21 protein-coding genes are annotated in these 23,200 nt (G+C 71.9%); 8 read left to right on the top strand and 13 right to left on the bottom strand.

Annotation, left to right across the window (positions count from 1 at the left end; translation table 11 throughout):
* Window positions 1-10 precede the first annotated feature (10 nt).
* Complete coding sequence (locus ACZ7EG_RS18615; protein ID WP_471079464.1) at window positions 11-562, top strand: putative glycolipid-binding domain-containing protein; 552 nt, start codon at window positions 11-13, stop codon at window positions 560-562.
* On the opposite strand, the gene ACZ7EG_RS18610 is transcribed toward ACZ7EG_RS18615, so the two are convergent.
* Window positions 559-2,199, bottom strand: a complete 1,641-nt coding sequence (locus ACZ7EG_RS18610; RefSeq protein WP_471079461.1) for an ABC-F family ATP-binding cassette domain-containing protein — start codon at window positions 2,197-2,199, stop codon at window positions 559-561. The genes ACZ7EG_RS18615 and ACZ7EG_RS18610 overlap by 4 nt on opposite strands.
* A gap of 29 nt (window positions 2,200-2,228) precedes the next feature.
* A complete protein-coding gene (locus ACZ7EG_RS18605; RefSeq protein WP_471079458.1) occupies window positions 2,229-3,251 on the bottom strand; it encodes an oxidoreductase in 1,023 nt (340 codons plus the stop codon).
* A 67-nt stretch (window positions 3,252-3,318) separates the two neighbouring features.
* Here ACZ7EG_RS18605 and ACZ7EG_RS18600 point away from each other — a divergent pair, with 67 nt between their 5' ends.
* Window positions 3,319-4,269, top strand: coding sequence for an NAD(P)/FAD-dependent oxidoreductase (locus ACZ7EG_RS18600; protein ID WP_471079454.1), 951 nt, complete (start codon window positions 3,319-3,321; stop codon window positions 4,267-4,269).
* A 69-nt stretch (window positions 4,270-4,338) separates the two neighbouring features.
* Here the strand turns inward: ACZ7EG_RS18600 and ACZ7EG_RS18595 are convergent, their stop codons facing one another.
* From ACZ7EG_RS18595 to ACZ7EG_RS18585, 3 genes are all read right to left on the bottom strand, one after another.
* Entirely contained in the window at window positions 4,339-6,063 is a 1,725-nt protein-coding gene (locus tag ACZ7EG_RS18595) for a BCCT family transporter (RefSeq protein WP_471079451.1), read from the bottom strand.
* Window positions 6,064-6,148: 85 nt separating this feature from the next.
* A complete protein-coding gene (locus ACZ7EG_RS18590; RefSeq protein ID WP_471080388.1) occupies window positions 6,149-7,423 on the bottom strand; it encodes a M14 family metallopeptidase in 1,275 nt (424 codons plus the stop codon).
* 8 nt (window positions 7,424-7,431) lie between these two features.
* Entirely contained in the window at window positions 7,432-9,396 is a 1,965-nt protein-coding gene (locus tag ACZ7EG_RS18585) for a Xaa-Pro dipeptidyl-peptidase (RefSeq protein WP_471079448.1), read from the bottom strand.
* Window positions 9,397-9,606: 210 nt separating this feature from the next.
* On the opposite strand from ACZ7EG_RS18585, the gene ACZ7EG_RS18580 reads away from it, so the two are divergent.
* On the top strand, window positions 9,607-11,100 hold the full coding sequence (locus tag ACZ7EG_RS18580) for a M1 family metallopeptidase (protein WP_471079445.1): 1,494 nt from the start codon (window positions 9,607-9,609) through the stop codon (window positions 11,098-11,100).
* A gap of 363 nt (window positions 11,101-11,463) precedes the next feature.
* Window positions 11,464-12,351: an arginase family protein gene (locus ACZ7EG_RS18575; RefSeq protein WP_471079441.1), complete on the top strand. Its 888-nt coding sequence runs from the start codon at window positions 11,464-11,466 to the stop codon at window positions 12,349-12,351.
* 73 nt (window positions 12,352-12,424) lie between these two features.
* Here ACZ7EG_RS18575 and ACZ7EG_RS18570 read toward each other — a convergent pair whose 3' ends face one another.
* Window positions 12,425-13,891: an amino acid permease gene (locus ACZ7EG_RS18570; protein WP_471079438.1), complete on the bottom strand. Its 1,467-nt coding sequence runs from the start codon at window positions 13,889-13,891 to the stop codon at window positions 12,425-12,427.
* Between the two features lie 226 nt (window positions 13,892-14,117).
* Here ACZ7EG_RS18570 and ACZ7EG_RS18565 point away from each other — a divergent pair, with 226 nt between their 5' ends.
* On the top strand, window positions 14,118-14,840 hold the full coding sequence (locus ACZ7EG_RS18565; protein ID WP_471079435.1) for a MerR family transcriptional regulator: 723 nt from the start codon (window positions 14,118-14,120) through the stop codon (window positions 14,838-14,840).
* Window positions 14,841-14,909: 69 nt separating this feature from the next.
* On the opposite strand, the gene ACZ7EG_RS18560 is transcribed toward ACZ7EG_RS18565, so the two are convergent.
* The 4 genes from ACZ7EG_RS18560 to ACZ7EG_RS18545 all read right to left on the bottom strand — a co-directional run bounded on the left by ACZ7EG_RS18560 (window position 14,910) and on the right by ACZ7EG_RS18545 (window position 19,993).
* Window positions 14,910-17,096 carry a 3-hydroxyacyl-CoA dehydrogenase NAD-binding domain-containing protein gene (locus ACZ7EG_RS18560; protein ID WP_471079432.1) on the bottom strand — a complete coding sequence of 729 codons (2,187 nt, stop codon included), beginning with the start codon at window positions 17,094-17,096 and terminating at the stop codon, window positions 14,910-14,912.
* Between the two features lie 34 nt (window positions 17,097-17,130).
* Window positions 17,131-18,345, bottom strand: a complete 1,215-nt coding sequence (locus ACZ7EG_RS18555; RefSeq protein ID WP_350708632.1) for an acetyl-CoA C-acetyltransferase — start codon at window positions 18,343-18,345, stop codon at window positions 17,131-17,133.
* Window positions 18,346-18,356: 11 nt separating this feature from the next.
* The gene (locus ACZ7EG_RS18550) at window positions 18,357-19,502 is read right to left on the bottom strand and encodes a CaiB/BaiF CoA transferase family protein (RefSeq protein WP_471079429.1); all 1,146 of its coding nucleotides are present in this window, start codon (window positions 19,500-19,502) and stop codon (window positions 18,357-18,359) included.
* Window positions 19,503-19,612: 110 nt separating this feature from the next.
* Window positions 19,613-19,993: an MmcQ/YjbR family DNA-binding protein gene (locus ACZ7EG_RS18545; RefSeq protein WP_471079426.1), complete on the bottom strand. Its 381-nt coding sequence runs from the start codon at window positions 19,991-19,993 to the stop codon at window positions 19,613-19,615.
* Between the two features lie 91 nt (window positions 19,994-20,084).
* On the opposite strand from ACZ7EG_RS18545, the gene ACZ7EG_RS18540 reads away from it, so the two are divergent.
* Window positions 20,085-21,263: a saccharopine dehydrogenase family protein gene (locus ACZ7EG_RS18540; protein ID WP_471079423.1), complete on the top strand. Its 1,179-nt coding sequence runs from the start codon at window positions 20,085-20,087 to the stop codon at window positions 21,261-21,263.
* Window positions 21,264-21,278: 15 nt separating this feature from the next.
* On the opposite strand, the gene mmpA is transcribed toward ACZ7EG_RS18540, so the two are convergent.
* Window positions 21,279-21,425 carry a morphogenic membrane protein MmpA gene (mmpA, locus tag ACZ7EG_RS18535; protein WP_010042861.1) on the bottom strand — a complete coding sequence of 49 codons (147 nt, stop codon included), beginning with the start codon at window positions 21,423-21,425 and terminating at the stop codon, window positions 21,279-21,281.
* Between the two features lie 180 nt (window positions 21,426-21,605).
* Here mmpA and ACZ7EG_RS18530 point away from each other — a divergent pair, with 180 nt between their 5' ends.
* The gene (locus tag ACZ7EG_RS18530; RefSeq protein WP_471079421.1) at window positions 21,606-21,800 is read left to right on the top strand and encodes a hypothetical protein; all 195 of its coding nucleotides are present in this window, start codon (window positions 21,606-21,608) and stop codon (window positions 21,798-21,800) included.
* Here the strand turns inward: ACZ7EG_RS18530 and ACZ7EG_RS18525 are convergent.
* Window positions 21,788-22,480 (bottom strand): endonuclease V, encoded by a 693-nt coding sequence (locus ACZ7EG_RS18525; RefSeq protein ID WP_471079418.1) that lies wholly within the window; start codon window positions 22,478-22,480, stop codon window positions 21,788-21,790. The two genes, ACZ7EG_RS18530 and ACZ7EG_RS18525, sit on opposite strands and share 13 nt — an antisense overlap.
* A gap of 62 nt (window positions 22,481-22,542) precedes the next feature.
* Between ACZ7EG_RS18525 and ACZ7EG_RS18520 the strand changes: the two genes are divergently transcribed.
* Window positions 22,543-22,836: a YciI family protein gene (locus tag ACZ7EG_RS18520; protein WP_471079414.1), complete on the top strand. Its 294-nt coding sequence runs from the start codon at window positions 22,543-22,545 to the stop codon at window positions 22,834-22,836.
* Window positions 22,837-22,846: 10 nt separating this feature from the next.
* On the opposite strand, the gene ACZ7EG_RS18515 is transcribed toward ACZ7EG_RS18520, so the two are convergent.
* Window positions 22,847-23,170: a plasmid stabilization protein gene (locus ACZ7EG_RS18515; RefSeq protein WP_471079411.1), complete on the bottom strand. Its 324-nt coding sequence runs from the start codon at window positions 23,168-23,170 to the stop codon at window positions 22,847-22,849.
* Between the last annotated feature and the right edge of the window lie 30 nt (window positions 23,171-23,200).

The following is a 23,200-nucleotide window of genomic DNA, read 5'->3' as shown; positions in this document are numbered from 1 at the left end:
GAGTGAAGGTATGTCCGCCATCACCTGGGAAGTGTTCGCGAGCAGGGGGTTCGAGACCGCCTGGCCCGAGCTGGGGGAAGGCGCACTGCGGGCGCGGGGGCGGGCCGTCGGGACCGTTCCCGAGCCCTACTGGGTCTCGTACGAACTCAAGACCGCCGAGGGGTTCGTGACCCGGCGGCTCAGCGTCACCACGGAGACCGGGGCGGCCGGGACCCGCACCCTCGATCTGCGCCGCGACGGTCACGGCCGGTGGACCGCGAACGGCGAGCCCGTCCCGGACGTCGACGGCGCACTCGACTGCGATCTCGGGCTGTGCCCGCTCACCAACACCATGCCGGTGCTCCGGCACGGGCTCCATCGGACGCCCGGCGAGCGGGAGTTCCTGATGGCCTGGGTGTCGGTGCCGGACCTGACGGTGCGGCCGTCGCGGCAGACCTACACGCACCTCGGGCGCGGGCGGGCCCGCTACTCCTCCGGCGACTTCCGCAGCGACCTGGAGTTCGACGACGAGGGGTACGTCCTCGACCATCCGCGACCGGCCACGCGACTGACGGCCCGCTAGCGCTCGGTCACCTTGCCGTCCGCCACCTCCAGGCGGCGGGTGACGTGCACGGCGTCCAGCATGCGGCGGTCGTGGGTGACCAGCAGGAGGGTGCCCTCGTAGGCGTCGAGGGCGGACTCCAGTTGCTCGATGGCCGGCAGGTCGAGATGGTTGGTCGGCTCGTCGAGGACCAGGAGATTGACGCCCCGGCCCTGGAGCAGCGCCAGCGCGGCACGGGTGCGCTCGCCCGGGGAGAGGCTCGCCGCGGGGCGCAGGACCTGGTCGGTCTTGAGGCCGAACTTGGCCAGGAGGGTGCGGATCTCGACCGGCTCGGTGTCCGGGACGGCCGTGCGGAAGGCGTCGAGCAGCGACTCTTCGCCGTGGAACAGCTTGCGGGCCTGGTCGACCTCGCCGAGCAGGACGCCCGAGCCGAGCGCGGCGTGCCCGGCGTCCAGCGGGACGCGGCCGAGGAGGGCGGCGAGCAGCGTGGACTTGCCGGCGCCGTTCGCACCCGTCACCGCCACCCGGTCCGCCCAGTCGATCTGCAGGGAGACAGGGCCGAGGACGAAGCCGTCCCGGCGTACCTCGGCGTCCCGCAGGGTCGCGACGACGGCGCCCGAGCGCGGGGCCGACGCGATCTCCATCCGCAGCTCCCACTCCTTGCGGGGCTCCTCGACGACGTCCAGCCGCTCGATCATGCGCTGGGTCTGGCGGGCCTTCGCAGCCTGCTTCTCGCTGGCCTCGCTGCGGAACTTGCGGCCGATCTTGTCGTTGTCGTTGCCCGCCTTGCGGCGCGCGTTCTTCACGCCCTTGTCCATCCAGGAGCGCTGCGTCTGCGCGCGGTCCTGGAGGGCCGCCTTCTTGTCGGCGTACTCCTCGAACTCGTCGCGGGCGTGCCGGCGGGCGACCTCCCGCTCCTCCAGGTAGGCCTCGTAGCCACCGCCGAAGAGGTTGATCTGCTGCTGGGCGAGGTCGAGTTCGAGAACCTTGGTGACGGTGCGGGTGAGGAACTCGCGGTCGTGGCTGACGACCACCGTCCCGGCCCGCAGGCCGTTCACGAAGCGTTCGAGGCGTTCCAGGCCGTCCAGGTCGAGGTCGTTGGTCGGCTCGTCGAGGAGGAAGACGTCGTAGCGGGACAGGAGCAGGGAGGCGAGTCCGGCGCGGGCCGCCTGGCCGCCGGACAGGGACGTCATCGGCTGGTCCAGGCCGATCGCGAGCCCGAGTGAGTCGGCGACCTCCTCGGCGCGTTCGTCGAGGTCGGCGCCGCCGAGGCCGAGCCAGCGCTCCAGGCTGGTGGCGTAGGCGTCGTCGGCGCCGGGTGCCCCGTCGACCAGGGCCTGGGTCGCCTCGTCCATGGTCCGCTGGGCCTCGGCGACGCCGGTGCGGCGGGCCAGGAACGCCCGTACGGTCTCGCCGGGCCGGCGGTCCGGTTCCTGCGGGAGGTGGCCGACGGTGGCGGTCGGCGGGGACAGGCGCAGGTCGCCCTGTTCGGGGGCGGTGAGGCCGGCGAGCATGGCGAGCAGGGTGGACTTGCCCGCTCCGTTGGCCCCGACCAGGCCGATCACATCGCCGGGCGCGACGACCAGGTCGAGCCCGGCGAACAGGGAGCGGTCGCCGTGGCCGGCGGCGAGGTTCTTGGCGACGAGGGTGGCAGTCATCAGGGCGTCGATCCTAGTCGCCGGGCCGCTCACTGCCCTACGGCCGCCACCAGGACGCTTTCGGCGGTGCGCGCCACGACGAACGACCGGCCCCTTACCGCCCTCGCGTCGAGGGCGAGCCGGTGGCGGCCCTCTTCGAGGACGCCGTCGAAGACCTCGTGGGTGTGGGTGCGGGAGAGCCGGTCGAGGCGGTACGCGGTCAGGGTGACCCGGCAGGCCGAGGTGACCTCGACGTCCGCGCCGCCGTCGGTCGTGGTCAGCCCGGTGAGGCGACGCTGCTCGGCCGGACTGCGGTCCAGCGCGTGTTCGATCTGGGCGACGAGGAGAGGCACGATCGGGGCGAGGCCGTCGACGTGGGCGACCGGTACCCCGGCGCGCTCGAAGGCACGGCGGACGGCGGCACGTTCCCGCTCCCCGGCCGTGTGACCGAAGACGACGGCGCCGTAGCCGCGGAGTTCGTCGGCGGGTACGCCGTCGGCGTCCTGAGTGATGTCGGCGCCGACCCCGATGGTGCGCAGGGCGGCGGCCAGCTTCGCGAGGACGGCGACGCGGGTGCCGATCAGCAGAACGCGGCGCCGGGGGTCGGGCACGGAGCCGTTCAGCAGGGCGCTCAGCGCCGTCCGGTACTCGGCGCCGCGGAAGCGGAACGGGCCGATGCCGTGGTAGCCGTTGAGCTCCAGGTCGGCGTGTTCGTCGGTCTGCCAGGCGAAGTCCCGCCAGACGAAGTCCTCGCCGTCGCCGCGGATCACCGCGGTGACGGCGCCGCAGGCCAGGTCCTCGCACTCGGGGCAGCCGTAGACGACGTGGCGGCCGCCGGGCAGCGGGGCCGGGCTCTCCAGGAGCAGGCTGCGGACCTGCGCGACGAAGATCGCGGGCGGGACGTCGGAGGCGAGCGGGGAGACCGCTTCGAGGTCGGAGAGCTGGAACAACAGGGGGCGTCCGTCGACGATGAAGTCCACGAAGTCCCGGTGGACCTGGTAACCACCGTCGTTGCGGACTCCCCCGGCCCGCATCGCGGGCGCCAGGCCGAAGGTCGCGTACTCGGCACACATACGGTGAGTATTCCCACACTGCGCGTGATGTGAGCACGGCATGACAGATTCCGCTACGGTCCGGGCCATGACGCGTGCACCCAGTGGCGAGATCGTGGTGGTCGGCGGCGGCGTGGTCGGGCTGACGACCGCCCTGGTTCTGGCGGAGCGGGGCCGGCGGGTGCGGGTGTGGACGCGGGACGCCGTCGAGGCGACCACCTCCGCCGTCGCGGGCGCGCTGTGGTGGCCGTACCGGATCGAGCCGGTCGCGACGGCGCGCGTGTGGGCGCTGCGGTCGCTGGAGGTCTACGAGGAGCTGGCGGCAGGGGCCGAACCGGCCGGCGTACGCATGGCCGAGGGGGTGCAGGGCGAGGTCCGCCTCGACGAGGCCGACGCGTGGCTGGCGGGCCGGGTGCCGGGGCTGCGGGCGGCCACGGCCGACGAGTACGCGGGGACGGGCCTGTGGGCACGGCTGCCGCTCATCGACATGCCGGCCCATCTGCCGTGGCTGCGGGAGCGGTTCGTCGCGGCGGGCGGCGTGGTCGAGTCGCGTACGGTGTCCTCCTTCGCGGAGGTGGACGCGCCCATCGTGGTCAACTGCACGGGGCTCGCCGCGCGGAAGCTCGTGCCGGACCCCTCCGTGCGGCCCGTGCGGGGGCAGTTGGTCGTGGTGGAGAACCCAGGGATCGACACCTGGCTGGTCTCCACCGACGCGGCCGGGGAGCACGCGTACCTGTTCCCGCAGCCGGGCGGGCTCGTCCTCGGCGGCACCTCCGAGGAGGACGCGTGGTCGCTGGAGCCGGATCCCGCGACGGCCGAGACGATCGTCCGCCGCTGTGCGGACCTCAGGCCGGAGATCGCAGGCGCACGCGTGCTGGGGCACCGGGTGGGGTTGCGGCCCGCCCGGCCGGCGGTCCGGCTGGAGCGTGACACCCTGCCGGACGGGCGGCTCCTGGTGCACAACTACGGCCACGGCGGCGCGGGCGTCACCGTGGCCTGGGGATGCGCGCAGGAGGCGGCCCGGCTGGTCTGCGGCTGAGACGCGCACGGTCCGGACGGCAGCGGGCGGCCCGGGTTCTCGACACCCGGGCCGCCCTCGCCGTGCGGATCAGTGCTTGCCGATCGGATCTCCCTCCACGTCCGGGCCGCGGCCCGGGCCGACGCGGAACTCGAACTCGCCGTCGTACTTCTTGTGGCCTTCCATGACGGCCATTTCGACGGCCTCGGAGCCCATCTGCTCGCGCACGATCACCGGGTCACGGCGCAGGTCGCGCATGAGGGCGACGCACATGAAGACCATCACGACGACGAACGGCGCGGCCGCGAGGATCGTGAGGTTCTGCAGACCGGTCAGCGCGTCACCCTGGCCGCTGCCGACCAGGAGCATGATCGCGGCCACCGCACCGGTGACCACGCCCCAGAACACGACCACGAAGCGGCCGGGTTCGAGCGCCCCCTTCTGCGACAGGGTGCCCATGACGATGGAGGCCGCGTCGGCGCCCGAGACGAAGAAGATGCCGACGAGGATCATCACGAGCAGGCTCGTGACGGTGGCGACGGGGAACTGCTGGAGCACGGCGAAGAGCTGGCCTTCCGGGGTGGCCTCCTTGCCGAGCTGCCCGTCCTCCTGCATCTTCATCGCCGAGCCGCCGAAGATCGCGAACCAGATCAGGCTGACCGTGCTGGGCACGAGGATGACACCGCCGACGAACTGGCGGATCGTACGGCCCCGGCTGATGCGGGCGATGAACATGCCGACGAACGGCGTCCACGAGATCCACCACGCCCAGTAGAAGACGGTCCAGCTGCCCAGCCAGTCGGCGACGCCCTTGCCGCCGCTCGCCTCGGTCCGGCCGGCCAGCTGGGGCAGGTCGCCGAGGTAGGCGAAGACGGAGGTGGGCAGCAGGTCCAGGACGATGATGGTCGGGCCCGCCACGAACACGAACAGGGCCAGAATCAGCGCCAGCACCATGTTGGTGTTGGACAGCCACTGGATGCCCTTCTCCACACCGGAGATCGCGGACGCGACGAAGGCCAGGGTCAGCACCGCGATGATCGTGACGAGCAGCCCGGTGCTCACCTTGTCCATCCACTTCAGCTCCTGCACACCGGAGCCGATCTGGAGTGCGCCGAGCCCCAGGGAGGCGGCGGAGCCGAAGACGGTCGCGATGATCGCGAGGACGTCGATGGCCCGGCCGATGCCGCCGTTGGCGTTCTTCTTGCCGATGAGCGGGGTGAACACCGCGCTGATGGTCTGCCGGCGGCGCCTGCGGAAGGTGCTGTAGGCGATGGCGAGACCCACCACGGCGTAGATCGCCCAGGGATGGAGCGTCCAGTGGAACAGGGTGGTGGCCATGGCCGTCTCCATGCGGTCGCCGGAGTCGGCCGGGTCGGTGCCCGGCGGGGGCGTGCCGTAGTGCGACAGCGGCTCGCTCACGCCGTAGAACATCAGGCCGATGCCCATGCCGGCGCTGAACATCATCGCGACCCACGACACGGTGCGGAACTCGGGCTCCTCGCCCTCCGCACCGAGGTGGATCCGGCCGTAGCGGCTGATCGCGAGCCAGAGGGCGAAGACGACGAAGCCGGAGGCGGCGAGCATGAACGCCCAGCCGCCGTTGTGCATCAGTCCGCCGAGCAGGGTGGTGGAGACGTCTTCGAGCGAGTCGGTCGCCGTCGCGCCCCAGACCACGAAGGCGAGGGTGAGGACCGCCGTGACGCCGAAGACGATGCGGTCGGTCTGCGGCCGGTCCTGACCGGGCAGGCCCGCTTCCGACCCCGGCAGCGCGGCTCCCTCCGGGGAGTCGTTGTCGCTTGGTCGTTCTTGCGTCACAGGCGGAACCTTTCATCGGGACAGCGAGGGAGGATGTAGGTCCTCCGTAAACGCTGCTACCACGGGTGGCGCAATTTCACCCCTCTCAACATGTGGTTTCGTATGAAGCTCCTGTCAGGTGGTACTCGGCCCGGTCGTCGAGCAGCAGCGGAACGAGCGCCCGCAGGGGCTGGCGCAGGGGGACGAGCACGCCGTCGCGGTCCTTGCGCACCCGCACGCCGTGCAGGGCGAGTTCATCGCCCACCTCGGCGTACTGGGCGTCGGTGAGCCGGTAGCCGCAGGGCGGGTTCGGGATGATTTCATCCGGTTCGGGGGCCTCGTTGTCGGCGCCGCCGACGTAGACGGGGCCGGTGTCGGCGTAGCCCGCGAGCCGGGCCCGGGCCGTCGTCGCCTCGATGCGTGCGCGACGCTGGTCGGCGTATCCGAACATGCCCTTGAGCGCGTCCAGTTGGGAGGTGACCCGGCGCCGGTTGTTGAGCGCCTCGTCCGCCTTCTCCGCCTCGGTGAGCGGGTCGACGCGGCTCTCGATGAGCAGTCCCACGGAGTGCTTCACACCGGACATGTTGCGCAAAATGCGCTCCTGTCCGTCGCCGGCGACCTGCTTGACCGGCTCACCGGTCTCGGGGTCGGTCCAGATGCCGTAGGTGCCGGTCGAGCGGCCGGCCCGCTGGGCGGCGGGGCGGACGTACGCCTCGGAGAGGGTCCGCGCCTCGTCGTGGACCGCCTCGTGGGTGTTGAGGTTGCGCGGCCACAGGTCGAAGAGGTCCTTGTCGTAGAACCGGGGTGTGGCGCCGTACTCGTGCAGGTCGTAGACGATGTCGGGGCGCTCGTCGCGGATGAGGGCGGCCAGGGCGCGGCCCTCGGCGGTCTTGAGGGCGAGGTGGTCGCGGTTGATGTCGACGCCGTCGCCGTTGCCGCGGGTGTTCGCGGCCCGGCCGTCCGGGTTGGCGGTGGGCACGACCAGGACCGTGGTGCGGTCCAGGAAGCGGCGGGTGCGGCTGTCGCGGGCGTGGGCGAGGTCGCGGACGGTGGTAAGGCAGGCCTCGCGGCCGGAGGGTTCGTCGCCGTGCTGACTGCAGACGAGCAGGACCTTGCCGGGGCTCGGGCGGTTGCCGATCCGCACCAGGTGGAGCGGGCGGTCCTGCTTCGTCGTGCCGAAGCGGGTCACGGAGACGCGGCTGCCCGACCGGTCGACGGCCCGGAGGAAGTCCTGTTCCTCGGGCTGGGTGGTCCAGCGGGCGCCCTCCGACTGCTCGAAGCCGGTGCGCGGCGGGGAGTCGGAGGCCGCCTGGGCCGGTGCGGCGACCAGGGAGGCCGTCAGGGCCGCGGTCGTGAGGATCAGCGCGCGGATGCGGGTGATGTCGCGGTTCACCGGCCTCCCCCCGGGACGCGGTGCGCGGTGCGCGGCTCCCCCACGCCGTCCAGGAGCGTGGCGCCGGGGGTGGCGACGGCGGCGCCCGTGGTGGCGCGGGCGAAGGCGGCCGCTCCGCCTGTGAACGGGATGCGCGCCGAGGTGCGGGACAGGTCGAGCGTGAGCTTCGGTGTGTCGGCAGGAGGGTCGATGAGGCCCTGGTCCGTGCCTCCGACGATCAGCGCGAGGCGGTGGCCCTTGCGGACGACGTGGTCGGTCGCCGCGAGGTCGAGGGTGATGGTGTACCGCTTGCCCGGAGTGAGCGGGGAGCCCTGGTGCGCGGAGGCGTGGGTGCCGAGGTCGGCCCAGCCGCGGCTGACGACGGTGTAGCCGACGTCGGCGGTCTTGGCCTTCGTCTCCTTGAAGCAGGAGCTGTCGCCGGTGGTGCTCGGACCCCAGCAGGTGCGGTTCGTGAGGGTCGTGATGCCTTCGCCGGCGTCGGCGTAGTCGCGGATGGTGGCGGGGCCGACGTCCACGAGGACGGCGGAGAGGTGGGCGGTCGGGGTGGAGGGCGTGGCGGTGACGGTGACCCGGGAGGAGCCGGCCAGGCGCAGGTCGCGGGTGAGAGGTCCGGTGCTGAAGCCGGCCTTCTCGGGTGTCGGCTCGTCGATCCGCGCGGCCCAGTCGGTCTCGCTCAGCGTCGGGTCGTCGGTGAAGGTCTCGGTGCCGTGGCCGCGGTGCAGGCCGAGGGTGCCGACGCCGGGCCGGGAGCCCTGGCCGGGACGCAGGGTGGCGGCCCGGGTGCCGCTCGGCGGCCAGGTCCCGGAGGTGTCCCACCGGTCGGGTGCGCGTTCGATGTCGGCCACGGGTTCGCGGTCGATGCCGTTGTCGTAGCCCATGAGTTCGTGGTCGAACCAGCGGTGCAGCGTCGTGACCCACGTGCCGCGCCGGAAGTCGAAGGGGTCGACGTGGCCGGTCTGGGAGAGCCAGATCTTGCGCTCGACGCCGTGCTTCGCGAGGGCGTTCCACCACTGGCCGACGTGCTTCATGCGGACGTTGAGGTCCTGCATGCCGTGCACCAGGAAGACGCTCGCCTTGACCTTGCGCGCGGCCTTCACGTAGTCGCGCTCGGTCCACAGCGGGGTCCAGTCGCCGGTGCGCGGGGCGCCGTCGACGAGCTTCTGCTGAACGGCCGCGCACCGTGCGCGGGCGTCGGGACTGTCGACGTAGTCCGACAGCCACTCGGGGCCGGAGTCGTAGAGCGGGGCGCCCTGCTGGAAGTAGTAGTCGTACCAGGAGGAGATGGCGCTGATCGGGACGATGGTCTTCAGGCCCTTGACGCCGGTGGCGGCGACGCCGTTGGCGATGGTGCCGTCCCAGCTCTTGCCGATCATCCCGGTGCGGCCGTTGGTCCAGCCCGCCTGGGCGCGGGTGGTGCCGGTGCGGCTCGTGTAGGCCTTGGCGCGGCCGTTCAGCCAGTCGACGACGGCCTTCGCGGACTGGATGTCGGAGCGGCCGCCCACGTCGACACAGCCGTCGGAGCGATTGGTACCGGCCAGGTCCACGCCGACGAAGGCGTAGCCGCGCGGGACGAAGTAGTTGTCGTAGTAGAGCGGCATCTGTGCGACACGGCCCTGCGCGTCGTAGGTCTTCTTCTGACTCTCGTTGCCACGCCCGCAGCAGGAGTAGTACGGGCTGGCGTCCATGATGACGGGGACCTTGCGGCCCTGCCGGGCGGTTTCGCGGGGGCGGACGATGTCGACGGCGACCCGGTCGGTCTTCCCGTCACGGTCGCCGTCGAGCCCGGTGTCCACCCAGACGGCCTCGCGGATGGCGTTCTCGTAGGAGTGGACGGGTTCGCTCCCGCGCGGGGCGACCGGTGCGGCCTGTGCGGCCGCCGGGGTGAGCACGGTGGCCAGGAGGGCGGCCGTGGCCGCCGTCGCGAGCGGTCTCCAGGTCGTGAAGCGCGTGCGTTTCGGCATGCGCCGGACGGTACATCGGTGAACTCCCGTTCAGAAGAGGGCAGCTGACGGACCGGCGTGTCCGGACGGGCGGTCGGGGCGGGTGTCTCATGTCGGCCGAATGGCGATCGTGTGACAGCAGGGGCCATGGACATGATCAGGGACACAGGGAGTCAATAGGCTCCGGACAGACCCCGGAAGACCTCGGGAACCTACGACTTGGAGCCTTGCGTGCACCGCAGAATCATCGCGCCGGGAGCCCTGGCGGCGACCGTTGTCCTGCTGGCGATCCCGGCATCGGCCGCCTCCTACTCCCCCGGCGCGCCGGGTATCGGCGACCCCTACTACCCGGCCTACGGCAACGGCGGATACGACGTCTCCCACTACGACCTCCGCCTGAAGTACCAGCCGGCCACGGACGAGCTGGAGGGCACGGCCACCCTCGTGGCCCGCACCACCCAGGACCTGTCGAGCTTCAACCTGGACTTCCTGCTGGACGTCGGCGAGGTACGGGTCAACGGGGCGAAGGCCTCGTTCCGCACGTCGGGCGAGCACGAGCTGGAAATCACGCCGAAGAGCCCGTTGGCCAAGGGTTCACCCGTCACCGTCGTCGTGCGCTACAGCGGGGTGCCGTCGTCGAAGCAGGCCTACGGCTTCACCAGCTGGCACCGCACTCCGGACGGGGGCGTCGCGGCGAACGAACCGGAGGCTGCGGCCTGGTGGTTCCCGGGCAACGACCATCCGCTGGACAAGGCCACCTACGACGTGTCCGTGCTGGTCCCGGACGGCACCCAGGCCATCTCCAACGGCACGCTTACGTCGAGAAGTTCGAAGCTCGGCTGGACCCGCTGGAACTGGCGGTCCGACAAGCCGCAGGCCACGTACCTCGCCACGCTCGCGGTGGGGAAGTTCGACATCACGACCGGTACGACCGAGGGCGGCATCCCGGTCCTCAACGCCTACAGCAAGGATCTCGGAGCGAACGCCGGGGCCGCGCGGGCGAGCATCGAACGGACCGGGGAGATCGCGGACTGGCTCGCCGGGTACTTCGGGCCGTACCCCTACAACGCGCTCGGCGGGTACGTGCCGAACACGGACACCGGGTACGCGCTGGAGACCCAGACCCGGCCGTTCTACAGCCCGCGGCAGTTCGCGAACGGGTCGAACGTGTCGGTCGTCGTCCATGAGCTGGCCCACCAGTGGTACGGCGACGAGGTGTCGCTGGGGGGCTGGAAGGACATCTGGATCAACGAGGGCTTCGCCCGGTACGCGCAGTGGCTGTGGTCCGAGCACGAGGGCGAGGGCACGGCGCAGGAGCTCGCCGACTACGTGTACGCCTCGCATCCCGCCGACGACCCGTTCTGGACGGTGAAGCCCGGGGATCCCGGCCCGGAGAACCAGTTCGACATCGCGGTCTACGACCGTGGCGCACTGGCCGTCCAGGCGCTGCGCAACCAGATCGGCGACGAGGCGTTCTTCGCGATCCTCAGGGGCTGGCCGTCGAAGTACGCCCACGGCAACGCGTCGGTGGCGGACTTCCAGCGGTACGCGGAGGAGGTGTCGGGCAAGCCGCTGGCCGCGCTGTTCGACACGTGGCTGTTCCAGCCGTCGAAGCCGGGGGCGCCGGCGGCTCGGGCGGCCGCGGTGGCCAAGGCGGCGAAGGGCGTTCCGCAGCCCAGGTCGTGGAAGCGGATCGCGGCGACGAACGGGGCGCACGCGCACTGACGTCGTCGCCGCGCAGGGGTGTCCGACGGCTTGCCTCACCGGGGCGTCCGGCGCCACCCGGTCTGGACGGCTCGCCGCACCAGGGCGTCGGCCCCCCCGTCAGGAGGCACCCGGCCTGCGACGGCTCGCCGCACCAGGGCGTCGGCCCCCCCCGTCAGGAGGCACCCGGCCTGCGACGGCTCGCCGCACCAGGGCGTCGGCCCCCCGTCAGGAGGCACCCGGCCTGCGACGGCTCGCCGCACCGGGGCGTCCGGCGCCACCCCCGTCGGGAGGCACCCGGCCTGCCGGACGCGGTCCGGCCGTCTACGGTGGCCCCATGCGCCGTGACGAGTGAGGCCGCGGCTGCCGACGAGGGAGCCGGCGTTGCGGAAACTGGCGATCATCGAGGCCCCGTCCGTGCTCGGGCTGCGCCCCACCGGTGTGGAGGATCTGCCGGCGGCGCTCCTCGGGGCGGGGCTGGCCGAGGGGCTCGGGGCGGTGCACGCGGGGCGGGCCGAGCCGCCCCCGTACGACTCGGAGCGGGACCCGGGAACGGGGGTCCTGAACCCGGGCGGGATCGCCGCGTACTCCGTCGCACTGGCCGGCGCCGTGGGCGACGTCCTCGACGACGGCCGGTTCCCCGTCGTGCTCGGCGGCGACTGCAGCGTGCTGCTCGGCACCCTGCTCGCGCTGCGCCGCCGTGACCGGCACGGTCTGCTCTTCCTGGACGGCCACACCGACTTCTACCAGCCCTCGGCCGAGCCGGCCGGCGAGGTGGCCTCCATGGAACTCGCCCTGGCCACCGGGCGCGGCCCGCGCGTGCTGGCCGACCTGGAGGGCCGGGGCCCGCTCGTGCGGGTCGAGGACGTCGTCGCCCTGGGGTTCCGGGACGCGGAGGAGTCCGCGGCCCACGGGATGCAGCCGCTGCCGCCGGCGCTGCACGCGATGGATCTGCACACCGTGCGTGCGCTGGGGGCGGCCGAGGCGGCCCGCCGCGCGGTCGGGCTGCTGAGCGGCGGCGGCGCGGACACCGGGTACTGGGTCCATCTCGACGTCGACGTGCTGGACGACGCGCTCATGCCCGCCGTCGACTACCGGCAGCCGGACGGCCTGACCTGGCAGGAGTTGGAGACCGTCCTGCGCACGGCCCTGTCCGGCGGCGGCGCCGTCGGCCTCACCGTCACGATCTTCAATCCCCGCCTGGACCCCGACGGCGCCCTCGCACAGCGCCTCTGCGACTGCCTGGTGCGGGCGTTCGACAGCCAGGGCTGAGCCGGCGGCAGCCGGCTCAGCCCGTGCGAGGGAAGTCCCGCAGGCACCCGGTCCGTACGACCGGCCCGACCGGCTACCTCGTCAGCTGCGACAGCTCCTGGTCCGCCGTCTGCGACACGCGGCGGCGGACGCCGAACCAGCCGGCGACCAGCATGGCCGCGATCAGCGGGACGAGCAGGAGGGTCTTGCGGCCGACCGCGGGGTCGTTCCACATCATGCCGAGGCAGGCCAGCAGGAAGACGACCGTGGCGATCTCCGTGACCGGCGTGCCCCGGAGACGGAAGGAGGGGCGGCTGATCAGGCCGGCCTTGGCGCGGCGGACGAAGACCAGGTGACAGACCATGATGATCACCCAGGTGCTGATGATGCCGAGGGAGGCCACGTTCAGCACGATCTCGAAGGCCTGGGCCGGCACGAGGAAGTTCAGGCCGACGCCGAGCACACACACCGCGCAGGTGAGCAGGATGCCGCCGTAGGGCACCTGGCTGCGGTTCATGCGGGCGGTGAACTTCGGAGCGGAGCCGGCCATCGCCATGGAGCGCAGGATGCGGCCCGTGGAGTACAGGCCGGAGTTGAGGGAGGACATGGCGGCCGTGAGGACCACCAGGTTCATCACGTCGCCGGCGGCCGGGACACCGATCTTCGACAGCACCGTGACGAAGGGGCTCTGGTCGGCCGAGTAGACCGAACCCGGCAGGAGCAGGGCCAGCAGGACGACCGAGCCGACGTAGAAGAGGCCCACGCGCCACATGATCGAGTTCACCGCGCGCGGGACGACCTTCTCCGGCTCCGCGGTCTCGCCCGCGGCGACACCGACCAGCTCCAGCGCGGCGTACGCGAAGATCACGCCCTGCATGACCAGGACGACCGGCATCATGCCGTGCGGGAAGACGCCGCCGTTGTCGGTGATGACGCTCAGGCCCGGCGTTCCACCGCCGACCTTCTGCTGGGTGGCGAGCAGGAAGATGCCGATGAGCATGAAGCCGACGAGCGTCGCGACCTTGATGATCGAGAACCAGAACTCCATCTCGCCGAAGATCTTCACCGAGATCAGGTTCACCACCAGGACCACCGCGAGGGCGACCAGCGCGAGCACCCACTGGGGGATGTCGGTGAACAGGCTCCAGTAGTGCGTGTAGAGCGCGATCGCGGTGATGTCGGCGATGCCGGTGGTCGACCAGTTCAGGAAGTACATCCAGCCGGCGACGTACGCGCCCTTCTCACCGAGGAACTCGCGCGCGTACGACACGAAGGAGCCCGAGGAGGGGCGGTAGAGCACGAGCTCACCGAGGGCCTTGACCACGAAGAAGGCGAAGATGCCGCAGACCAGGTAGGCGATCGCCAGGGCCGGTCCCGCGGTGTGGAGGCGGCCGCCCGCGCCCAGGAAGAGTCCGGTGCCGATCGCGCCTCCGATGGCGATCATGTTGACGTGGCGGGGCTTGAGGTCCTTGCTGTAGCCGGCGTCGCCCGCGTCCGCGGGCACCTGGGCCGCGTCACTGCGGGATGCGGCTGCTGCCGTGTTCACGGCGTCCTTGCTCACGGTGGATCCACTCTCTGGTGCTCCCGAGCGGGTCGCGCTCGGCTTCCGGACGTACATCAGGTCCGTGCCCTCGGTAAAGGCACAGACCAAGGGGCCGCCTTCCCCCACTCTCCGCGGCTCACGCGGTGGCGTGCGTCACAGAGCGCGACTTCACACCGGGCGTCCCTGACGTCCCATGGGTCTCCGGAGGTTTCACAGCACTGGTGAGACAGCGATACTGCTGCACATGACGACCGACACCGAGGAGCCGACCCTCACGATCGACGAGCTGGCGGCCCGGGCCGGAGTCACCGTGCGCACGGTCCGCTTCTACGGCACGAAGGGGCTGCTGCCCCCGCCGGTGCTCGGGCCGCGGCGGGTCGGGCACTACGGGCCTGAGCACCTGGCCCGGCTGGCGCTGATCGAGGAGTTGCAGCAGCAGGGCATGACGCTGGCCGGCATCGAGCGCTACCTGCGGCAACTGCCGTCGGACCTGAGCGCGCACGACCTCGCCATCCACCGGGCCGTGGTGGCCTCCTGGGCGCCGGAGACCGTCGAGACGGTCACGCGGGCGGAGCTGGAGCGGCGGGCCGGACGGCCGCTCGGCGACGGGGATGTCGAGCGGCTCGTCGCCATGGGCGTGGTCCGGCCCGCGGACGGCGAGTACGAGGCCGACCTCGGTCTGCTCCGGCTCGGCGCCGGGCTGCTGGACGTGCCGCTCTCCCAGGAGGCGATCTTCGCGGCACGCAAGGTCCTCATCGAACACGCGCGCGCCGCGGCCCGGGAGCTGTCCCAGCTCTTCCGCGGCGAGGTGGCGGAGCGCGACGCACGGGACGTGCGGTCCCTGTCGGCGCACATGCACCCTCTGGTGGTGCAGGCGCTCCTCACCGCCTTTCAGCGGTCGCTGAAGGAAGAGCTGGGCGAGTGGCTCACCGGGCCGTCGGAGTCCGGCGGGTCAGACGCGGGCTGAGTCGCCGGGCCGTCGGAGTCCGGCGGGTCAGACGCGGGCTGAGTCGCCGGGCCGTCGAAGTCCGGCGGGTCAGGCGCGGGCTGAGTCGCTGAACCGCTCCCCCTTCTCCGCCTTTTCCACCAGCAGCGCGGGCGGGGCGAAGCGGTCGCCGTACCGCTCGGCGAGTTCCCGTGCGCGGGCCACGAAGCCGGGCAGGCCCCCTTCGTAGCCGTTGATGTACTGGAGCACGCCGCCGGTCCAGCCCGGGAAGCCGATGCCGAAGATGGAGCCGATGTTGGCGTCGGCGACGGAGGTCAGCACGCCCTCCTCCAGCAGCCGGACGGTGTCCAGCGCCTCGGAGAACAGCATGCGTTCCTGCATGTCGCGGAAGGGGATCCGGTGGCCGGGCTTGGTGTAGTGCTCGCGCAGGCCGGGCCACAGGCCGGTGCGCTTGCCGTCGTCACCGTAGTCGTAGAAGCCGGCGCCGCCGCTGCGGCCCGTGCGGCCGAACTCGTCGACCATGCGGTCGATGACGGCCTCGGCCGGGTGGGCCGTCCAGGTGCCGCCCGCCTCCTCGACCGCCCGCTTCGTCTCGGCCCGGATCTTGCGGGGCAGGGTCAGCGTCAGTTCGTCCATGAGGGACAGCACCTTGGCCGGGTAGCCGGCTTGGGCGGCGGCCTGTTCGACGGAGGCGGGCTCGATGCCCTCGCCGACCATGGCGACGCCCTCGTTGATGAAGTGGCCGATGACGCGTGAGGTGAAGAAGCCGCGCGAGTCGTTGACGACGATCGGCGTCTTGTTGATCTGCCTGACCAGGTCGAAGGCGCGGGCCAGGGCCTCCTCACCGGTGCGCTCGCCCTTGATGATCTCGACGAGCGGCATCTTGTCGACGGGCGAGAAGAAGTGCAGGCCGATGAAGTCGCCCTGGCGCTCGACGCCTTCGGCGAGGGCGGTGATGGGCAACGTGGAGGTGTTGGAGCACAGCAGCGCGTCGGGGGCGACGACGTTCTGGATCTCCTGGAACACCTTGTGCTTGAGGGAGGTGTCCTCGAAGACGGCCTCGATCACGGCGTCGCAGCCGGCCAGGTCCTGGACCTCGGCGGTGGGGGTGATGCGGGCGAGCAACGCGTCGGCCTTCTCCTGGGTCGTACGGCCCTTGGCGACGGCCTTGGCGCACAGCTTCTCGGAGTAGGCCTTGCCCTTGAGGGCCGCTTCCAGGGAGACGTCCTTGAGGACGACGTCGATGCCGGCCCGGGCGCAGGAGTAGGCGATGCCGGCGCCCATCATCCCGGCGCCGAGCACGGCGGCCTTGCGGACCTTGCGGGGCTCGATGCCCTTGGGGCGGTTGGCGCCGGAGTTGACGGCCTGGAGGTCGAAGAAGAACGCCTGGATCATGTTCTTCGAGGTCTGGCCGGCCGCGAGGTCCACGAAGTAGCGGGCCTCGATGACCTGCGCGGTCTCGAAGTCGACCTGGGAGCCCTCGACTGCGGCGGCGAGAATGTTGCGCGGGGCCGGGTAGGGGGCGCCGCCCGTCTGCTTGCGCAGGCTGGCCGGGAAGGCGGGCAGGTTCGCGGCGAACTTGGGGTTGGCCGGCGTACCGCCCGGGATGCGGTAGCCCGGCTTGTCCCAGGGCTGCTGGGACTCGGGGTTGGCGTCGATGAAGGCGCGGGCCTTGGCGAGCATGTCCTCCTGGCTGTCGGCGACCTCGTCGACGAGGCCGTTCTCCAGGGCGCGGCGCGGGTTGTACTGGGTGCCCTGGAGGAGGACCTTCAGCAGGGCGTCGGCGATGCCGAGCAGCCGGACCGTGCGGACGACGCCGCCGCCTCCGGGGAGCAGGCCGAGGGTGACCTCGGGACAGCCGATCTTGGAGCCGGGCGCGTCCAGCGCGACACGGTGGTGGCATGCGAGGGCGATCTCGTAACCGCCGCCGAGGGCCGCGCCGTTGAGGGCGGCGACGACGGGCTTGCCGAGGGTCTCGATGCGGCGCAGGTTCCGCTTGATCGCCATGCCGCCGTCGAACAGCTCCTGGGCGGTCTCGGGCGTGACGCGGATGAGGTCGCGCAGGTCGCCGCCGGCGAAGAAGGTCTTCTTCGCGGAGGTGATGATGACGCCCCGGACGGAGTCCTTCTCGGCCTCCAGGCGGTCGGTGACGGCCGCCAGGGAGTCGCGGAACGCCTGGTTCATGGTGTTCGCGGACTGGTTGGGGTCGTCGATGACGAGGGTGACGAGGCCGGTGCGGTCCTGTTCCCAGCGGATGGTGGTGGGCTCTGTGCTCATGTGGAGGTGCTCCGTGTGATCCGTCGGGAGGGGGTCAGATGCGCTCGACGATGGTGGCGACGCCCATGCCGCCGCCGACGCACAGCGTGGCGAGGCCGTAGCGCTTGTCCTGGCGCTCCAGTTCGTCGACGAGGGTGCCGAGGATCATCGCGCCGGTGGCGCCGAGGGGGTGGCCGAGCGCGATCGCGCCGCCGTTGACGTTGACCTTGTCCAGGGACAGGCCCATGTCCCTGACGAAGCGCAGCACGACCGCCGCGAACGCCTCGTTGATCTCGACGAGGTCGATGTCGTCGATGGTCAGTCCGGCCTTGGCGAGGGCCTTGCGGGTGGCCGGGGCGGGGCCGGTGAGCATGATGGTCGGCTCGGAGCCGGAGACGGCGGCGGAGACGATCCGGGCGCGGGGCGTGAGGCCGTAGCGCTCGCCGACCTCCTTGGAGCCGATCGCGACGAGCGAGGCGCCGTCCACGATGCCGGAGGAGTTGCCCGCGTGGTGGACGTGGTCGATCTTCTCCACCCAGTGGTACTGCTGGAGGGCCACGGCGTCGAAGCCGCCGAGTTCGCCGATGTCCGCGAAGGACGGCTTGAGCTTGGCCAGGGAGTCGGCCGTGGTGCCGGGACGCGGGAACTCGTCGTGGTCGAGGACGACGAGGCCGCTGCGGTCCTTGACCGGGACGACGGACCTCTCGAAGCGGCCGTCCTTCATCGCGGTGGCGGCCCGCTCCTGGGAGAGGGCCGCGTACTCGTCGACGTCCCGGCGGGAGAAGCCCTCGATGGTGGCGATGAGGTCGGCGCCGATGCCCTGCGGCACGAAGTTGACCTCGAGGTTGGTCATGGGGTCGTTGAACCAGGCACCGCCGTCGGAGGCCATCGGCACCCGGGACATGGACTCGACACCGCCCGCGAGGACGAGGTCCTCCCAGCCCGAACGCACCTTGGCGGCGGCCAGGTTGACGGCCTCCAGGCCCGAGGCGCAGAAGCGGTTCTCCTGCACACCGGCCACCGTGTCGGGCAGCCCCGCGGCGATGGCGGCGATCCGGGCGATGTCGGAGCCCTGGTCGCCGACCGGGCCGACGACGCCGAGGACGATGTCGTCGACCGCGGCCGGGTCGAGGTCCGGGAACCGGGCGCGGATCTCGTGGATGAGTCCGACGACCAGGTCGATGGGCTTGGTGCCGTGCAGGGCGCCGTTCGCCTTGCCGCGGCCGCGCGGGGTGCGGATCGCGTCGTACACATACGCTTCGGTGCTCACGAGGAGGCCTTTCACTGAGGGTTTCGGGACGCTGGGAGCAGCCCGGGAACGTCCCAGTCCCGGGCGACGTCCGCCGTGTCGGCGCCCGGCCGGGCCGGGCCGGTGCGGACGGAGGTCGGGGTCGCGGAGAAGCGGGGGGCCGGGGCGGGCTGGGTGATGCCGCCGTGGTCGGTGAAGGTGCCGCGGGCGGCCAGGTGCGGGTGGTGCGGGGCCTCGCGCAGCGACAGCACGGGTGCCACGCAGGCGTCGGAGCCGTCGAAGACGGCCGTCCACTCGTCCCTCGTCCGCGCTTTGAAGCGGACGGCGATCTCTTCGCGCAGTTCGTCCCAGCGGGTGACGTCCTTACGCGCGTCGGCTCGGTTCTCGACGCCGAGGAGGCCGAGGAATTCGGCGTAGAACCGGGGTTCCAGGGCGCCGACGGCCATGTACCGGCCGTCGGCCGTCTCGTAGGTCCCGTAGTAGGGGCAGCCGCCGTCCAGCAGGTTGCCGCCGCGGCGGTCCTGCCAGCCGCCGGCGGCGAGCATGCCGTGGATCATCGTGGTGAGGTGGGCGGTCCCGTCGACGATGGCGGCGTCGACGACCTGGCCGGTGCCGGTCGCGCGGGCGTGGTGGAGGGCGGCGAGGACGCCGACGACGAGGTAGAGGGAGCCGCCCGCGTAGTCGCCGAGCAGGTTGGCCGGGGCCGGCGGCGCCTCCTGCGGCCTGCCGATCATGCCGAGGGTGCCCGTGGGGGCGATGTACGCGATGTCGTGCCCGGCGCGCTGGGCGAGCGGGCCGTCCTGGCCCCAGCCGGTCATCCGGCCGTAGACGAGACGGGGGTTGCGGGCGTGGCAGGGCTCGGGGCCCACGCCGAGGCGTTCCGCGACGCCGGGGCGGTAGCCCTCGACCAGGACGTCGGCACGGGCCGCGAGGTCGAGCACCTGTTCCCGGCCGTCGGGTGACTTCAGGTCGACGATCACCGAGCGCTTGTTGCGGTTGGTGACGTCGCACGCCGGGTCGATCCCGAGTCCGGGGCCGCCCGGGCGGTCCACGCGCACGACGTCGGCCCCGAGGTCGGCCAGGAGCATGGCGGCGAACGGGCCGGGCCCGATGCCGGCCAACTCGACGACGCGCACGCCGGTGAGCGGGCCGTGTCCTGGCGTCCTTGCCGTGGTCATCCAGCCCCCAGTGCTGTGACACATGTGATGTAACACCAGCGATGCTAAGAACGTGTTCCACTCGGCACAAGACCCGAACGAGCAAGCGCTCAGCAATCTGCCGGACGAGGTCAGGTCCCGTCCAGCACCACTATCAGCCGCTTCGGGGCGATGGCCCGGTAGCTCTCCTCCACCCAGTCGCAGAGCACCTCCGCGGCCGGGGCGCCCTGCCGCTCCAGGGGAATGCTCACCCATCCGGCCTTGCCCAGGCCGTACCCCGCGGGTTCGGCGCCGGGGCAGGCCAGCGCGTGCGCGTGCGCCGTCTCGTCCGTGAGCTTCACCGTCACCCCCAGGGGGTAACTGCCGTCCTGGACTCCGAGGAAGACGAACACCTTCCTGTTGACCTTCGCGACGGACTCGCCCCAGGGGAACTCCTCGACGGCATCCGGCAGCCCCAGTGCGAACGCGCGCACTTTCTCCCACTTCTTCAGGGCATTCCTGGGCACGGCCATCGTCGTCCTCCGGGCTCGTCGTCGGGCTCCGCACTCCTCACGCTAGCCTCGGCCACCGACAGCGGCACGGGCTGCACGACCGAGGGGTGTCATGAGCAGGCAAAGCAGGACGGACCGTCCGTACGACATCGTGCTCTTCGGAGCGACCAGTTTCGCCGGGGCGCTCACCGCGGAGTATCTGGCCGCCCACGCGCCCGAGGGGCTGCGCTGGGCGATCGCGGGCCGCAGCGCGCAGAAGCTGGAGCGGCTGCGGGAACGGCTGCCCGCCGAGGCGGAGATCGGCGTGCTGCGGGCGGACGTCTCCGACCCGGCGTCGCTGCGCGACCTCGCCGGGCAGGCGCGCGTGGTGGCCACGACCGTCGGCCCGTACGTGACGTACGGGGAGGAACTCGTCGCCGCGTGTGCGGACGCCGGGACCGACTACCTGGACCTCTGTGGCGAACCGGAGTTCGTGGACCTGATGTACGTCCGGCACGACGCCCGCGCGCGGGAGACCGGGGCGCGGCTGGTGCACGCCGCCGGGTTCGACTCGATCCCGCACGACCTGGGCGTGTACTTCACCGTGCAGCAGCTGCCCGAGGACGTGCCGCTGACCGTGGAGGGCTTCGTCACCGCGGACGCCGCCTTCTCCGGCGGTACCTTCGCCTCCGCGCTCGGCCAGTTCGCACGGCAGCGGGAGATGGCGGCGGCCGCGCGGGACCGGCGGCGGCACGAGCCGCGGCTGGTGGGCCGGCGGGCGTCGGCGCCGGTGGGCGGCCCGCGGTTCGCCAAGGAGGTCGGCGCGTGGGCGCTGCCGATGCCGACCATCGACCCGCAGATCGTGCGGCGTTCGGCGGCGGCCCTCGAACGGTACGGCCCCGACTTCCGCTACCGGCAGTACGCGGCCGTCCGGCACCTGCCCGTCGCCGTGGGTGGGGTCGCGGCGGTGGGCGCGCTGGTCGCGGCGGCGCAGGTGGCGCCCGCGCGGCGCTGGTTGTCGGACCGGCTCAAGCCCGGGGACGGACCGAGCCCCGAGAAGCGGGCGAAGAGCTGGTTCTCCGTGCGCTTCGTGGGCGAAGGCGGCGGCAAGCGGGTGTACACGGAGGTCTCGGGCGGTGATCCCGGCTACGACGAGACGGCCAAGATGTTCGCCGAGTCGGCGCTGTGCCTGGCCTTCGACGACCTGCCGAAGACGGCGGGCCAGGTCACCACGGCGGCGGCGATGGGCGACGCGCTGATCGACCGGCTGCGCGCGGCGGGCATCCGCTTCCGCGTCGCGTCGACCCGCTGAGGGCCCGCCGGGGGCCTACAGCGGCCACTCGGCGATGGTGTAGATCATCCCGGCGATCCAGCCGAGCCCGGCCAGCACGGCGAGGATCAGCCCTATGGTGACGGCCCGCTCGACGGTCTGGGTCGGGCCGGCAACTGGCTTGGGGGCGCGGTGTGTCGTCATGCGCCCCAGCCTGCCGACGGGTGAGGTGGGCGGGCATCCGCACAGGTACTCAGAGCCGGTACTCAGATCGCGCCGCCCCGCCCTGCCCCGGCCGGCTCCCCGACTTGAGGCTTTGCGCACTCCGGCCTCGGCGGAAGGTCCAGAAGTGCCAACCAGGACTTCAATGAAACCATTGAAGGCATGAAGTTCGTTCTCGAAGTCACCATGGACGACGCGGCGTTGGCGAAGGATCCGGCCGGCGAGCTGGGCCGGATCCTGAGGTACTGGGGAGGCAATCTCCGGCACTACGCGCTGAGCCCCGGGGACGGGGCGGCCATTTACGACTCGGAGTACCGGGAGGTGGGCCACTGGCACGTGGCCGATCAGACGGAGTAGGCCTCCCGCAGCGCCCTCCGGCACAACGCGTCCGCCCTGCGCGTGGTCTCCGGGAGGCGGTAGGAGGGAGTCAGCGCCAGGGTGTGGGCGCAGGCATTGTCCAGCGTCACGCGGTGGCCGACGGAGACGAAGACCGGCTTGACGCCGTCACGCGTGCGCAGGGCCCGGCCGACCTCCTCGGAGCCGGCGAGCAGCGCGGAGGAGCTGCCGCGCGGGGTGTCCGGGTCGTCGTGGGTGAAGGCGAACGGGTTCTTGGCGACGCCGATCGTGGGCAGGCCGGTCAGGACGCCGAGGTGGCTGGCGAGGCCGAAGCGGCGGGGGTGGGCGAGGCCGTAGCCGTCGCAGACCACCAGGCCGGGAGGGCAGGGCAGGGCGTCGAGGGCGGCGAGGACCGTGGGGATCTCGCGGAACGCGAGCAGTCCGGGCACATAGGGGAAGGAGACCCGGCCCACGGCCGTGGCCTCGGCGACGACGTCGAGGTTCGACGCGTCCAGCACGACCGCCGCCGCGGCGACGACGTCACGTTCGTCGTCGTACGCGACGTCGACACCGGTCACCCGGCCCGAGCCGGGCGGCGGTCCCGGTTCGCCGAGGATCACGCGTGCGCGCAGTTCGTCCTGGACGGCGCGGGCCTGGTCCTCGGTCGTGGGCCAGTCTTCGGGGATGCGTACGGTCGTCATGGTGGCCCGAGCCTACGGGCTCCCCAGCGGCGGGCCGGATGCCCGGGGATAGGCTCCCGGTCATGTTCGTGCTGGAGCTGACGTACACCGCCCCGCTGGAAGCCGTCGATGCCGTACTGGAGGACCATGGGGTCTGGCTCGACGAGCAGTACCGGCAGGGGGTCTTCCTCGCGTCCGGGCGCAAGAACCCCCGCGACGGCGGGGTGATCATCGCCGTCGCGGGGGATCGCGCGCGGATCGAGGAGATCACCGCAAAGGACCCGTTCGTCACCGCGGGCGTGTGCGCGTACCGCGTCACCGAGTTCACGGCGACGAAGACGGCGCCCGCGCTGGAGGCCTACCGGGAGACCCTCTGAGGCATCCGCCTCACTTGCCCAGCGCGCGCTGCAACTGGCTCTTGTTCATGCTGGAGCGGCCCTCGACGCCCTTGCGCTTGGCCTCCTGGTACAGCTGGTCGTACGTGGGCCCCTGGGAGCCCTGCCCCGACCGCTGACCGCCCCGCCTGCCGGAGGACATGTCCTGGGTGGAAGTACGGCTGGCGGTCTTGGACTCGCCGGAGCGGGCGCGTTCCTTGTTCACCGTCCGCGCGGCGATCTCCTTCGCGCGGCCGGTGCTCTCGCCCCGGTCCTTCGCACTTTCCTTGATGTGCTCGTACTGGCGCTCTCGCTTGGAGCTCGAACCGCGTGGCATTCCCGCTCACTTCCTTTCTCGATCAGTGAA

The sequence above is a fragment of the Streptomyces sp. NPDC037100 genome (assembly GCF_055606225.1).
Note: the sequence above shows the minus strand (reverse complement) of the source record. Positions and strands in the feature narration are given on the sequence as shown.

Coding starts and splice junctions, on each gene's coding strand:
- ACZ7EG_RS18520 (WP_471079414.1), top strand. CDS start 22,543: ATGTTCGTGCTGGAGCTGACGTACACCGCCCCGCTGGAAGCCGTCGAT.
- ACZ7EG_RS18600 (WP_471079454.1), top strand. CDS start 3,319: ATGACGCGTGCACCCAGTGGCGAGATCGTGGTGGTCGGCGGCGGCGTG.
- ACZ7EG_RS18605 (WP_471079458.1), bottom strand. CDS start 3,251: ATGTGTGCCGAGTACGCGACCTTCGGCCTGGCGCCCGCGATGCGGGCC.
- ACZ7EG_RS18550 (WP_471079429.1), bottom strand. CDS start 19,502: ATGACCACGGCAAGGACGCCAGGACACGGCCCGCTCACCGGCGTGCGC.
- ACZ7EG_RS18545 (WP_471079426.1), bottom strand. CDS start 19,993: ATGGCCGTGCCCAGGAATGCCCTGAAGAAGTGGGAGAAAGTGCGCGCG.
- ACZ7EG_RS18530 (WP_471079421.1), top strand. CDS start 21,606: ATGAAGTTCGTTCTCGAAGTCACCATGGACGACGCGGCGTTGGCGAAG.
- ACZ7EG_RS18615 (WP_471079464.1), top strand. CDS start 11: ATGTCCGCCATCACCTGGGAAGTGTTCGCGAGCAGGGGGTTCGAGACC.
- ACZ7EG_RS18565 (WP_471079435.1), top strand. CDS start 14,118: ATGACGACCGACACCGAGGAGCCGACCCTCACGATCGACGAGCTGGCG.
- mmpA (WP_010042861.1), bottom strand. CDS start 21,425: ATGACGACACACCGCGCCCCCAAGCCAGTTGCCGGCCCGACCCAGACC.
- ACZ7EG_RS18540 (WP_471079423.1), top strand. CDS start 20,085: ATGAGCAGGCAAAGCAGGACGGACCGTCCGTACGACATCGTGCTCTTC.
- ACZ7EG_RS18515 (WP_471079411.1), bottom strand. CDS start 23,170: ATGCCACGCGGTTCGAGCTCCAAGCGAGAGCGCCAGTACGAGCACATC.
- ACZ7EG_RS18525 (WP_471079418.1), bottom strand. CDS start 22,480: ATGACGACCGTACGCATCCCCGAAGACTGGCCCACGACCGAGGACCAG.
- ACZ7EG_RS18610 (WP_471079461.1), bottom strand. CDS start 2,199: ATGACTGCCACCCTCGTCGCCAAGAACCTCGCCGCCGGCCACGGCGAC.
- ACZ7EG_RS18560 (WP_471079432.1), bottom strand. CDS start 17,096: ATGAGCACAGAGCCCACCACCATCCGCTGGGAACAGGACCGCACCGGC.
- ACZ7EG_RS18585 (WP_471079448.1), bottom strand. CDS start 9,396: ATGCCGAAACGCACGCGCTTCACGACCTGGAGACCGCTCGCGACGGCG.